Origin of the sequence: uncultured Microbulbifer sp. (genome assembly GCF_913055755.1) — a bacterium.
Lineage (GTDB): Bacteria > Pseudomonadota > Gammaproteobacteria > Pseudomonadales > Cellvibrionaceae > Microbulbifer.
This window is the reverse complement of record NZ_CAJXKH010000106.1, coordinates 1-12398: the sequence shown is the minus strand read 5'-3', so window position 1 is coordinate 12398 and position 12398 is coordinate 1. Positions and strand designations below refer to the sequence as shown.

At 59.9% G+C, this 12398-nt stretch carries 11 protein-coding genes and 2 tRNA genes; 2 read left to right on the top strand and 11 right to left on the bottom strand.

All coding sequences use genetic code 11. The annotated features are described in order from the left end of the window. The 5 genes from rplT to QZ511_RS14625 form a co-directional block, all read right to left on the bottom strand. On the bottom strand, positions 1-353 hold a 353-nt coding region (gene rplT / locus QZ511_RS14645), incomplete at its 3' end, for a 50S ribosomal protein L20 (protein WP_295803434.1). A gap of 36 nt (positions 354-389) precedes the next feature. After that, entirely contained in the window at positions 390-584 is a 195-nt protein-coding gene (gene rpmI, locus QZ511_RS14640; RefSeq protein ID WP_248215837.1) for a 50S ribosomal protein L35, read from the bottom strand. Positions 585-743: 159 nt separating this feature from the next. Then, positions 744-1271: a translation initiation factor IF-3 gene (infC, locus tag QZ511_RS14635; protein WP_295803431.1), complete on the bottom strand. Its 528-nt coding sequence runs from the start codon at positions 1269-1271 to the stop codon at positions 744-746. Between the two features lie 89 nt (positions 1272-1360). Further along, complete coding sequence (thrS, locus tag QZ511_RS14630) at positions 1361-3298, bottom strand: threonine--tRNA ligase (protein ID WP_295803429.1); 1938 nt, start codon at positions 3296-3298, stop codon at positions 1361-1363. Between the two features lie 206 nt (positions 3299-3504). Further along, positions 3505-3581 (bottom strand) — tRNA-Val (locus QZ511_RS14625). Positions 3582-3753: 172 nt separating this feature from the next. Here QZ511_RS14625 and QZ511_RS14620 point away from each other — a divergent pair. Beyond that, a complete protein-coding gene (locus QZ511_RS14620; RefSeq protein ID WP_295803427.1) occupies positions 3754-4776 on the top strand; it encodes a DMT family transporter in 1023 nt (340 codons plus the stop codon). Here QZ511_RS14620 and QZ511_RS14615 read toward each other — a convergent pair. From QZ511_RS14615 to uvrB, 6 genes are all read right to left on the bottom strand, one after another. Next, the gene (locus QZ511_RS14615) at positions 4705-6045 is read right to left on the bottom strand and encodes an ABC transporter permease (RefSeq protein ID WP_295803426.1); all 1341 of its coding nucleotides are present in this window, start codon (positions 6043-6045) and stop codon (positions 4705-4707) included. The two genes, QZ511_RS14620 and QZ511_RS14615, sit on opposite strands and share 72 nt — an antisense overlap. Further along, on the bottom strand, positions 6042-7292 hold the full coding sequence (locus QZ511_RS14610) for an HlyD family efflux transporter periplasmic adaptor subunit (RefSeq protein WP_295803425.1): 1251 nt from the start codon (positions 7290-7292) through the stop codon (positions 6042-6044). The genes QZ511_RS14615 and QZ511_RS14610 overlap by 4 nt, the downstream gene beginning before the upstream one ends. Next, complete coding sequence (locus QZ511_RS14605; RefSeq protein ID WP_295803424.1) at positions 7289-8311, bottom strand: HlyD family efflux transporter periplasmic adaptor subunit; 1023 nt, start codon at positions 8309-8311, stop codon at positions 7289-7291. Before QZ511_RS14605 ends, QZ511_RS14610 begins: the two co-directional genes overlap by 4 nt. Continuing rightward, on the bottom strand, positions 8308-9279 hold the full coding sequence (locus QZ511_RS14600; protein ID WP_295803423.1) for an HlyD family efflux transporter periplasmic adaptor subunit: 972 nt from the start codon (positions 9277-9279) through the stop codon (positions 8308-8310). Before QZ511_RS14600 ends, QZ511_RS14605 begins: the two co-directional genes overlap by 4 nt. After that, on the bottom strand, positions 9267-9950 hold the full coding sequence (locus tag QZ511_RS14595) for an ABC transporter ATP-binding protein (protein ID WP_295803422.1): 684 nt from the start codon (positions 9948-9950) through the stop codon (positions 9267-9269). Before QZ511_RS14595 ends, QZ511_RS14600 begins: the two co-directional genes overlap by 13 nt. 125 nt (positions 9951-10075) lie before the next feature. Next, positions 10076-12085 carry an excinuclease ABC subunit UvrB gene (gene uvrB / locus QZ511_RS14590; RefSeq protein ID WP_295803421.1) on the bottom strand — a complete coding sequence of 670 codons (2010 nt, stop codon included), beginning with the start codon at positions 12083-12085 and terminating at the stop codon, positions 10076-10078. Positions 12086-12321: 236 nt separating this feature from the next. Between uvrB and QZ511_RS14585 the strand changes: the two genes are divergently transcribed. Next, positions 12322-12397 (top strand) — tRNA-Asn (locus QZ511_RS14585). Position 12398: the final 1 nt, after the last annotated feature.

Genomic DNA, 12398 nt, shown 5'->3' with positions numbered 1-12398 from the left:
GCCAGGGCTGCCTTGGCTTTTTCAACTACGGCAGCAAAAGCGGCTTTATCGTATACCGCCAGATCAGCCAGAACACGGCGATCCAGAGCGATATCCGCCTTTTTCAGGCCGGCAATCAGTCGGCTGTAGCTCAGGCCTTCAGCGCGGGACTGGGCGTTGATACGCGTGATCCACAGAGCGCGGAAGTTACGCTTCTTGACACGACGGTCGCGGTAAGCGTACTGACCAGCTTTGATGACTGCCTGCTTGGCAACACGGAATACGCGAGAACGCGCACCGTAGTAACCTTTAGCCTGCTTCAGAATTTTCTTGTGACTACGACGTGCCACTACACCACGTTTAACACGGGCCATAACTCTATCCTCTTAAACCTTTACGGGTGCTGCCAATTACTTGGCGCGCAGCATGCGATCGACCAGGGTGGCATCAGACTTGTTCATAAGCTGAGTGCCGCGCAGCTGACGCTTACGCTTGGTGGTCATCTTGGTGAGGATGTGGCTCTTGTTGGCGTGCTTGTGCTTGTAGCCCGAAGCCGTCTTCTTGAAGCGCTTGGCAGCGCCACTGTGTACTTTTGCTTTCGGCATTTTGTACTCCAAAGTAAATAATGACCCACGAATGGGTCCGGTTAATTGGCCGCAGACCGAAGCCTGTGGCTGTGCGGGAGTGAGAAGGCAGCCGTCGCCCGACCACATCCCGAAAAGAAGACTCAGGTACCCGGCAATGCCGGATATTGGCCCTGGGTCTTACTTTTTCTTTTTGCTGGGAGCAATCACCATGATCATCTGGCGACCTTCCATCTTCGGCCGCTGCTCCACAACACCCAGCTCCTCGAGATCTTTCTCGATGCGCTGCATCATTTCCATCCCCAGCTCCTGGTGGGCCATTTCACGGCCGCGGAAGCGCAGGGAGACTTTCGCCTTGTCCCCGGCTTCCAGGAAGCGGGTCAGGTTGCGCAGCTTGATCTGGTAGTCGCCGATATCGGTACCGGGACGGAACTTCATTTCCTTGATCTGCTGCTGCTTCTGTTTCTTCTTGGCCGCATTCTTGGCCTTCTTGGCCTCAAATACGTGCTTCCCGTAGTCCATGATTTTACAGACTATGGGATCGGAGTCCGGAGCAATTTCAACGAGATCCAGGCTGGCACCCTGCGCCTTTTCCAGAGCCTCATCCAGAGACACAATGCCTACCTGTTCACCATCCGCACCAATCAATCGAACTTCTTTCGCTTCGATCTGATCGTTGATACGGGCCTTTTTGGACCGTCCTTTCATATCTCGTTTAATAACACTCGTCTCCGGTAATTTATAAAAATGTCTGTTGCGGCGCCTTTTGCCTCGGGACTCTCGTATAGCCCTCGCTATTAGCCCTCGGCGGCACCCGCAATAGACGAACGGCCGCGGCGATCCACATCCTGCTGGAGGAGCTCAAGGAATGACTCATAAGTCATGGTTCCGAGGTCCTCACCGCTACGTGTCCGCACGGCGACCGTCTGGTTTTCCACTTCCTTATCGCCGATGACCAGCAGATAAGGGACACGCTGAAGCGTGTGCTCGCGGATTTTAAAACCGATCTTCTCGTTTCTCAAGTCGGCGGCGGCGCGGAAACCCTGCTCACCCAACTGTTTCTGCAAATTGAGACAGTAATCAGCCTGGCGGTCAGTAATATTCAGCACCGCCACCTGCTGGGGCGCCAGCCAGGTGGGGAAGGCCCCCTCGTAGTTCTCGATCAGGATACCGATAAAGCGCTCGAATGACCCGAGGGTCGCGCGGTGCAGCATCACCGGGGTCTGACGGGAGCCATCTTCCGCCACATACTGGGCGTCCAGGCGGCCCGGCATGGAGAAGTCCACCTGAATGGTGCCGCACTGCCATACCCGACCGAGGCAATCCTTGAGGGAGAACTCGATCTTGGGCCCGTAGAAGGCGCCCTCGCCCGGCAGCTCTTCCCACGGCAGGTCGGCGGCATTCAGCGCATCCGCCAGGGCCTTCTCGGCCTTGTCCCAGCTCTCGTCGGAACCGACGCGCTGTTCCGGGCGGGTGGACAGGCGGTAGATCACTTCCTCGAAGCCGAAATCCTTGTACACCGCGTGCAGCAGGTCCATGAACTCGGATACTTCGGACTGGATCTGGTCTTCGGTACAGAAAATGTGGCCATCGTCCTGCACGAAGCCGCGCACGCGCATCAGGCCGTGCAGGGAACCGGACGGCTCGCTGCGGTGACAGGAGCCAAACTCCGCCAGACGCAGAGGCAGATCGCGGTAGCTGCGCAGCCCCTGGTTGAACACCTGTACGTGACAGGGGCAGTTCATGGGCTTGATGGCGAACTGGCGCTCTTCGCTGGTCAGGGTGAACATGTCGTCACCGAACTTGTCGGCGTGACCGGACTTCTGCCACAGGGAGAAGTCCACCAGCTGCGGGGTCTTGATCTCCTTGTAGCCGCGCTCGCGCTGGCGCTGGCGCATGTACTGCTCGACGGTGCTGTACACGGTCCAGCCGTTGGGGTGCCAGAACACCATACCCGGCGCCTCTTCCTGAATATGGAACAGGTCGAACTTCTTCGCCAGCTTGCGGTGATCGCGCTTTTCCGCCTCTTCGATACGGTGCAGGTAGGCCTTAAGCTCTTTCTTGTTAGCCCAGGCGGTACCGTATACACGGGTCAGCATTTCGTTGTTGGCATCGCCGCGCCAGTAGGCGCCGGCCACCTTGGTCAGCTTGAAGGCCTTCAGTTTGCCGGTAGACGGCACGTGGGGGCCCCGGCACAGGTCTTCAAAGTCGCCCTGGCGATACAGGGAGATGTCTTCGTTGGTGGGAATACTGGCGATGATCTCAGCCTTGTATTCCTCACCCAGCTCGCGGAAGTACTTGACCGCATCGTCGCGCGGCAACAAGCGACGGCTGACCGGAATGTCTTCCTTGGCCAGCTCTTCCATGCGCTTTTCGATCTTCTCGAGATCTTCCGGGGTGAACTGGCGCTCGTAGGCGAAATCGTAATAGAAGCCGTCTTCGATCACCGGGCCGATGGTGACCTGGGCACCGGGATAGAGCTGCTTGACCGCCTGGGCCAGCAGGTGCGCGGTGGAGTGACGGATGATTTCCAGCCCTTCCGGCTGGCGCTCGGTCACGATGGCGAGGTCGGCATCGTGATCGATCACAAAACTGGTATCCACTTCCTTGCCGTCGACCACGCCAGCCAGGGCAGCTTTCGCCAGACCGGGACCAATATCATTGGCAACGTCGAATACGGAAACAGGATTGGAGAATTCGCGACGGGAACCGTCAGGGAGGGTGACAACAGGCATTGCACTTCCTTTTCTATCAGTGGCGACCCCTACGAAAGACCGCGTGAACAATTAACGCTTTGGCTAGCGGGGAGCGGTGCCTGGATGCACCGCCGCCGGGAAAGCCGGCGCGAGCGCTGAAAAACCAGCAAAATCACATTTTGCGCAGCTTTTTCAGGGCGACCTCTACAAAATGACAGGACGTTATTTTGTAGAGAGTAGGTAAATGGTAGACCCGAGCAGACTCGAACTGCTGACCTCTGCCATGTCAAGGCAGCGCTCTAACCAACTGAGCTACGGGTCTAAAGACTGGCATCCGGGGAGGCTCCCCGCTGCAGAGGACGCGAACTTTAGCACCAGCCATTTGGCATTTCAATAATGAAAATCAGAAAATTTTCCCGCCAAAGCACAACTTGATGCACCACATGCTGTATGGTGCGCTGCTCCCTTTTCAGGAACCGGACGCAGCAGGACGCATGCAGGATACACAACCCCAGAACCCGTCATCCACCGCCATCGCCAATAACGGCTTTTTGCTGGCGCTGGCGGCGGCCGCCCTATTCTCGATCAAGGCCATCTTTATCAAACTGGCCTACCGCTATCAGGTGGACGTGGACACTTTTATCCTGCTGCGCATGCTGCTGGCACTGCCCTTCTATGCTGCGATCCTGCTGCAGCTCAGGGCCCGGCACAACTGGCAGCCGGTGAGCCGCAAAAACGGACTTCTGTGTATCGCCCTGGGCATTTGTGCCTACTACGGCGCCAGCTTTCTCGACCTGCAGGGGCTGCGCTATATCAGCGCCAACTTCGAGCGCCTGATCATCTATCTGTACCCCACCCTGGTGCTATTCCTGGGATGGGTGTTTCTCGACCAACGCATCTCACCGCGACAACTGCTGTGTGTACTCGGCGCCTATGGCGGCATCCTGCTGATCTTCTGGCAGGACCAGGCGTTCAGCACCGGCGTGGCCGCCCCCGAGTGGGTGGCGCTGACGCCTACCAGCTGGGGCGCCGTGCTGACTTTCGCCAGTGCACTGTGTTTTTCCGTTTACGTGGCCTTCAGTGAAAACGTGATCCGGGCCCTGGGCAGCCGGCAATTTACCGCCCTGGCGATGATCGCCGCCAGCGCCGCCATCTGCCTGCACTTTCTGCTGAAGGGCGATTGGTCGCAACTGCTGCAGCCGCTGCCGGTCTACGGTTACGCGCTTGCGGTGGCCTTCTTGTGCACGGTGATTCCGTCGCTGATGATGAGTGCGGCGATCCAGAAAATCGGCTCCGCCAGCACCGGAGCCATAGGCACGACCGGTCCGGTAGTGACGTTGATCGTCGCCGCGCTGGTGCTGGGGGAACCCTTCTCCGTCTACCACCTGCTGGGGATGGCGGTGATTATCGGCAGCCTGCTGCTACTGAAGAAGAAGCCGAACAGCTCAGTCGCTCTGCAGCGCGTCGATGGGGTTCAGGCGCGAGGCCTTGATCGCGGGGTAGACGCCAAACAATAAGCCGATGGCCGCGCACACGGTAAATGACAGCAGTATCCCGCTCAGCGACCAGGACACTGCCCAGCCGGCGTAGAGCGCAATCGCCTCCGACAACAGGACCCCGAACAGAATACCCAGCAGTCCGCCGAGAATGGCGATGGTGAAGCTTTCGATCAGGTACTGGCTGCGAATATCCCGCTGGGTGGCACCGATGGCCCGCAGCAGTCCGATTTCACTGGTGCGCTCCAGCACGGTGGCGAGCATGATGTTCATAATGCCGATCCCGCCCACCAGCAGGGAAATACCGGCCACACAGGACATCACGATATTGAAGATGGCCTGGGTCTCCATCTTCTGCGCCATCAGTGCCGCCGGCACCACCATGGTGAAGTCCTTCACATTGTTGTGGCGGCGGTTGAGCAGGTGAGCAATGGCCCGCGCCGCCTCCCCCGCATCGGTCCCATCCACCAGCTGGAACTTGAGCTCACTCACTTCTGCCGCCAGTCGCTCACTGGGAAAACGCTGCCGGGCCGCTGACAAGGGGATAAACACCAGGTCCTGTTCCGCCCCCAGGCGCACGCCCTCAAATTCCGAGCCCGCCACAAAGGGTGAATCCAGCACACCGATCACCGTAAACCACAACTGATTTACCTTGATCCGCTCCCCCAGCGCAGAGCGCCCGGGAAACAGCTGCCGCGCAACCGATTCCCCCAGCACCGCCACCTGGGCAAAACGCCGCTCGTCCTCGTCATCGATCAAACGGCCTGCGGACAGCTGGAACGGGGACATCCGGAAATAGGCAGGACTGACGCCGGTGGCTGCGGCCTCACTCTTGCCGTAGCGGCTGTACAGGCTGTAGGTCTCGATGGATTTCTGCGCGGCAAATGCCTCGACAACACCCAGGGTGGCCAGCACCGCCTCCCCGTCGCGAAAACTGAGTCCGGCGGATTGCTTGCGCTGCTCGTAGAGCTCCTCCTGCTCCAGCTCTGCCCCCTGCACTATCAGATTGTTCAGCCCCATGGTCTCGATCATGCGCAGGGCCTCGCGCTCGGCGCCCTTGCCGATATTGAGCATCGCAATAACCGCGCCGACACCGAAGATCATGCCCAGCAATGTCAGCAGTGTGCGCAGCTTGTGCTGGGACAATTCCGCCAGGGCCTCGCGAAAACTCGCCAGCAGCGCCCGGCGGCCGCGGGATATCGGCAACAGGGAGGCGAAGCGTGAAGCTGACGCCGCACCGGTCTCACCGCTCCCGTCCATTTGCAGTTCACCTGGGTTCTGTGCACTCACACGCCACTCTCCTGCGCAACACGTCTGCCGGCATTGCCCGGAGAAACCTCGTACAGGGCAATCTGGTCACCGGGCTCCAGGCCGCCAATGATTTCGATATGGGTGGGCGTGATCCGCCCGGTGGAAACATCGCGACGCAGGAACCGCCCCTGCTGGTACAGAAAAACATAGGCTCCGGCACCGTCGCGAAACACGCACTGCGCCGGGATTTCCAGCCGTCGTTCGGCGTCTGCCACGCGGATTTCTGCGCGCACACCGCGGTCGAGTTTGAACTGCGCCGGATACTGCTCATCGAAAGCGGCCACCACCTGGTAGTACTTTTGCGGATTGCCCCGCTCGATGGTCGAGGGGGCCGCACTGATACTCTTCACTTTTGCACTGAAGTGCTGCGCCGGCTGCGTCTCGAACCACAGGGTAACCACCTGCCCCTCCGCGAGACCGACCGCCTCGCGCTCCGCAACCTGTAATTTCGCCTGCATCACGCTGGTATCCGGCAGGTCCGCGACCTTGTGCCCCGGCCAGACCTGGGTGCCTACCTGTGGCTTTTCGCCGCGCCAGTTCGCCGTATAGGTCAGCATGCCATCGTGGGGGGCCACAATTTGCAGCTCCGACATCCCCTGATCCAATCGCTGGATCTGCGCACTGTGCTTTTGCTGTAGCACCGACAGCACCGCCAGTTCACCCTCGGCGCCGGTGGCAAAACGCTGGTTTTTCCAGTCGAGATAAGTGAGCTTGGACTGCAGGTAGCGGGTGTCCAGTTGCTCTTCGAGAATTTCCAGGCGCGATTTGAGGCGGTCGTCGTCAATCGCAAAGCGCTCGGCAAACCCCTTTTCCACCGATACCTGCCCGATATCCGCCAGAATCGCCACCTGCTCCGTATCCAGGGCGCCGCGCTTCTCGCGCAGGTCTTCCTCCGCCTGGGTCAGCTCCCGCGCGGCGTCGCTGCGTTTGCGGCGCATCTGCTCGCCGTCGAAGCGGGCAATGACATCCCCTTTCTTAACCAGGGAATACTCCGGGGCCAGCCACGAAATAAACTTGGGCGGCCCCGAGGTCGGCGCCTGTATTGCAGTCGCGGACTCCGCCTCCAGCTCGCCCTGCGCCGGCACCAGTGCCTCGCGCTCACTGTAGTGCACCCGGTAGAGCAACGGCTCCGACGGCTTGTCGGTGCAGGCGGAAAGCAACAGCGACCCGGACAGCAGAATGATCCCGAGCACCCGCGCAACGCTACGATCGATCAAAATGCTCACATTGCCTCCCCCGCCACCTGTGCAGGCTGTTCGCCCACAGGTGTAAACAGCGAAAGGGATGCGGTCATCCCCGGCTTCAGTGCATTGCCGTCCCCTTCATCCAGCCCTACCAGCAGATCCAGTACCCGGCGGCGGTCGCCCCTGGCGCGATCACGCACCACACGACCCAGCTCCAGGATATGACCGCGCAGGGTGACAGCCTCGGCACCATCGATCACCACTTCCACATCCGCGCCGACGGTGAGGTATGCCTTGTCCACCTCGTCTGCCTGCGCGCGCACCCGCATCTCGCTCAGGTCGGAGATCTGCATGATCGGTTGACCGAAGCGCACCGATTCACCTTCCGATGGTTTTTCCCCTTTCCAGTTGGCCACATACTGCACCAGGCCTCCGATGGATGCCTTGACCTTGAGTTTTTCCCGCTCTGCCACAAGCACTGCCACTTCACCTTCCCAGCGCGCGACCCGGTGCCTGGCCATGGAAATGCGCAGCTCGCCAGTGCGCTTGTGCATTGCCGCCATCTCCCGCGCCAGCTTCAGGTCATTGCCGGCAATTTCAAAATCAATTGCGGCTTTTTCACGTTCGATCCTGGACATGGACTGGTCGAGAATATTCGCGCGGCGCTCGGCCTTTTCATAAGCTGCACGCTTTTCCTCGATCGCCAAGACATCGTCCTTTGCGGTCTGCTTTTCCTTCAACAGGGTATTGTTGAGCTCACTGCGCCACTGCTTCAGCTCGGATTTCTTTTCAATCAGCCGTTCCCGCACCTGCTTATCATCGAACTCGACCACCACCGTGCCCTTTTCGACATGGCTGTTCTCCGCCACCATGCGCTTGATACTGTACTGCCACATGCGCTCGATGGCCGGCGGCGCCACCATGACGGAGCGCACGGATTCCAGCTCACCGGGAATGGATTCGGGTACGGCCCGTGCCGCGCCGGCGGCCAGGGGCTCCCCTCCCTCCCCACTGCTACAGGCCGCGAGCACCAGCGCCACAAGAGTTATCAGCCGCTTCATGTTCCGGCCTCCGGAAATTCGATACGCGCCCCCATACCGGGCAGCAGCTCCAGTTCCGGCGTTTCGGTGAATTTGAACACCAGCCGGTAATAGAGCCCCGGGCCCTGCTCCTGCCGCTTTTGCGGCTGGGTAGCAATTTCGGCGAGTTGCGCGGGCAAACGATGCCCGAGATAGGAGTCGAAAATCAGTTCCACGCCCTGTCCACTGCGCACCCGGTCAATATCGATCTCGTGTAACCAGGCCTCCACATACAGGTCACTTAGGGAAGGAATTTCCGCGATCAGCCATCCCGGTTGTGCGGTCATTCCCACAAAAACCCGCTCGCCGGTCCAGGGGTGCTTGCCGTATAGCACCGGGCCGGAACGCTCCGCGCGCAGGGACATGGATTCCAGTTGCGCGCGCTTGTATTCGAGCCGTGCCTCGGAACCGGCGATTTTTACCCGCTGTTTCTTTGCCGCCACTTCCCGGGTCAGTTCGGCCTGGGCCAGCTCCTTCTGCGCCTTGCGCACTGCGGACTCGGCCTCTTTTTTTGCCACCTGGTAGGATTCGTACTCGTAGGCACTCAGGTACTGCTTCGGCACTGCGGCATCAATGCCGGCCTTCTTCAGCAACAGCTCCGCGCGCTTTAACGCGAATTTTTTCTCCAGCACGTCCTGTGCGAACTTGCTGTCATCTTTCTCCAGTTTTTCCCGCGCGGTATCCAGTGCAACGGTTTCTGACTCTATCTCTCCCTGGATCGCCGCACCGTCGAATACCGCCACGATTTCACTGGCCTGGGCCACCTGCCCTTCCGGCATCAGCCACTGCACTTCCACCCGCCAGTTGTCGGTCATCGGCGAGAAAAACGACTGACTTTGTTCCGCCCGTAATTCCCCGCTGAGCAGCAGCGGTGCCTGAGCCAGCGCGGGAAGGGATACAAGCAGCAGTGACGCTATTGCTGCGCAGGCTGAACCCATTAGACGGAGCATTGCGAATCCTCCACCACGGTGCCATCGCTCATGCGGATAATGCGCTGGGCGCGGCTGGCCACTTCATGCTCGTGGGTCACCATCACGATGGTTTGCCCTTCACGGTGGAGGGCACACAGCAGCTCGAGGATTTCCTCGGAGGTTTTGCTGTCGAGGTTTCCGGTGGGCTCATCGGCAAAAATGACCTTTGGCCGGTTGATCAGCGCCCGCGCTATGGCCACTCGCTGGCGCTGGCCTCCGGACATTTCGAATGGGCGATGGTCGATGCGGTGGCCGAGCCCCACCCGGGTGAGCATTTCCACCGCGCGCGCTGCGGCGCCGGCGGCGTCTGCAGTATCGGAAAATCGCAGGGGCAACATGACATTCTGCTGGGCAGTGAGCCGCGGCAGCAGGTGAAAGGTCTGGAAAATAAAGCCGATGTGGCGATTGCGGATGGCGGAGAGGGATTCGTCGTCAAAGCTCGACACTTCGCGCCCGTCGAGCCAGTAGTGACCGGCACTCTGTTGATCCAGACAGCCGAGAATGTTCATCAGCGTCGACTTGCCGGATCCGGATGAACCCATCACCGCAACGAATTCATTTTTTGCAATTTGCAGAGAGACGTCGCGCAGGGCCATGACTCTGGCATCCCCCTCGCCATACTCCCTGCGCAACCCTTCTATTTTTATCACGCGCCAGTCCGTTGTGAGCTTGCTGTCTGTAATGTGAAGTTCACAGATAACAGCAGACTATCCAATCCTCGTGGACACCGCAATACGGCGCGGCGCCCCTGTAGTTGCGGCATCTGCAGCCAGAATTATTTCTCTTCCTTGAGGCGGCCGATTTCGTCCCTGAGCTTTGCCGCCGCCTCGAATTCCAGGTTCTTGGCATGGTTGTACATCTGCTCTTCCAGTGCTTCGATCCTGGCCCAGCGCTGCTGATCCGTAAGCGGTTTCTGCTCCGCCTTGTAGGCGCCCTCTTTTTCCGCCACCTTGCGTCGCCCGCGGGCGGGCACGCCAGGGGCAATGGCTCCCTCCATGATATCGGCGACACTCTTGCGGATACCCTTGGGGGTAATACCGTGAGTGGCATTGTGCTCCAGCTGCTTTTCGCGCCGGCGCTGGGTTTCGTCCAGTGCCCGCCGCATGGAGTCGGTAATCTTGTCCGCGTACAGGATCGTCCTGCCCTCCAGGTTCCGCGCGGCGCGGCCAATGGTCTGAATCAGGGAGCGGTCGGAGCGCAGGAAACCCTCCTTGTCGGCATCGAAGATCGACACCAGCGCCACTTCCGGCATATCCAGGCCCTCGCGCAGCAGGTTGATCCCTACCAGTACGTCGAATTCACCGATACGCAGGTCGCGGATAATTTCCACCCGCTCCACCGTATCGATATCCGAGTGCAGGTAGCGCACGCGTACGTCGTTGTCCCGCAGATATTCCGTCAGGTCTTCCGCCATACGCTTGGTCAGCACTGTGATCAGCACTCGCTGGTCGGCGGTCACGCAGCGGCGGATTTCCGACAGGGTATCGTCCACTTGGGTTTCCGCGGGGCGCACTTCCACCTCCGGGTCCACCAGGCCGGTGGGCCGCACCACTTGCTCCACCACGGCGCCGGCGTGCTCCGCCTCGTATTTGCCTGGTGTGGCGGATACGAAAATGGTCTGCGGCGACAGCTTTTCCCACTCCTCGAACTTGAGCGGACGGTTGTCCAGGGCGGACGGCAGGCGGAAACCGTATTCCACCAGGGTTTCCTTGCGCGAGCGGTCACCGCGGTACATACCGCCGATCTGCGGCACGGTAACGTGGCTCTCGTCGATAAACAGCAGCGCCTCCGGCGGCAGGTAATCAAACAGGGTGGGTGGCGGCTGGCCGGCGTCGCGCCCCGACAGGTAGCGGGAATAGTTCTCCACCCCGTTGCAGTAACCCAGCTCCTGCATCATCTCCAGGTCGTAACGGGTGCGCTGTTCCAGGCGCTGCGCTTCGAGTAGCTTGTTGTTATCGCGCAGCTGCTTGAGCCGCAGCTCCAGCTCGTCCTTGATCTCATCGATGGCCTTGACGATGGTTTCCCGCGGGGTGACATAGTGCGACTTGGGGAAGATGGTGATCCGCGGGACCTTCTTCAGCACCTCGCCGGTGAGGGGGTCAAACAGGGTGATCTCTTCGATTTCCTCATCGAACAGCGACAGGCGCACCGCTTCCAGGTCGGAGTCCGCCGGATAGATATCGATGATGTCGCCCCGTACCCGGTAGGTGGCGCGGCGGAAGTCGGCGTCGTTGCGGGTGTACTGCAGCTCTGCCAGCCGCCGCAGAATGGTGCGCTGGTCAACGATGTCACCGCGGTCCAGGTGCAGCACCATTTTCAGGTACTTGTCCGGATCGCCCAGACCGTAGATCGCCGATACGGTTGCCACCACGATCACGTCCTTGCGCTCGATCAGTGCCTTGGTGGCGGACAGCCGCATCTGCTCGATATGCTCGTTGACGGAAGCATCCTTCTCGATAAAGGTATCGGACGAAGGCACATAGGCCTCCGGCTGGTAGTAGTCGTAATAGGAAACGAAATACTCCACGGCATTCTTGGGAAAAAATTCCTTCAGCTCACCGTAAAGCTGCGCCGCCAGCGTCTTGTTATGCGCCATGACAATGGCCGGGCGCTGAACCCGCTCGATGACATTGGCCATGGTGAAGGTTTTACCGGACCCGGTCACACCCAGCAGGGTCTGGTGGGCCAGGCCATCCTCGATGCCCTCCACCAGGCTGGCAATGGCAGCGGGCTGATCGCCGGCGGGTTCGTATTTGCTGGCCACCTTGAACGGGCGCGATTCCATAGATTCTTCACCAATTGATGCTGTCGGCCACTTCCGTGCCGGGGAGGGAAATTGTAGGCGCTCCGCCACTGGCACGACAAATGGGAGGAGCGATTGCCACCCCGGCGGCGAGAAAATAAACACTGAAAAATCAATGAGTTATTTTTGAAAAAAGGGGTTGACCTCCCCCGGGGTGCTCTATAAGATACGCGCCATCTGAACGGGACAGCACACACGCAACCGGCCAGATACACAGTTCCGCCTTAGCTCAGTTGGTAGAGCAAATGACTGTTAATCATTGGGTCGCTGGTTCGAGCCCAGCAGGCGGAGCCAA

Excerpts from the sequence above, each read along its gene's own strand:
- rpmI (WP_248215837.1), bottom strand. The coding sequence starts at position 584 with ATGCCGAAAGCAAAAGTACACAGTGGCGCTGCCAAGCGCTTCAAGAAG.
- thrS (WP_295803429.1), bottom strand. The coding sequence starts at position 3,298 with ATGCCTGTTGTCACCCTCCCTGACGGTTCCCGTCGCGAATTCTCCAAT.
- infC (WP_295803431.1), bottom strand. The coding sequence starts at position 1,271 with ATGAAAGGACGGTCCAAAAAGGCCCGTATCAACGATCAGATCGAAGCG.
- QZ511_RS14600 (WP_295803423.1), bottom strand. The coding sequence starts at position 9,279 with ATGCTCCGTCTAATGGGTTCAGCCTGCGCAGCAATAGCGTCACTGCTG.
- uvrB (WP_295803421.1), bottom strand. The coding sequence starts at position 12,085 with ATGGAATCGCGCCCGTTCAAGGTGGCCAGCAAATACGAACCCGCCGGC.
- QZ511_RS14620 (WP_295803427.1), top strand. The coding sequence starts at position 3,754 with ATGCAGGATACACAACCCCAGAACCCGTCATCCACCGCCATCGCCAAT.
- QZ511_RS14605 (WP_295803424.1), bottom strand. The coding sequence starts at position 8,311 with ATGAAGCGGCTGATAACTCTTGTGGCGCTGGTGCTCGCGGCCTGTAGC.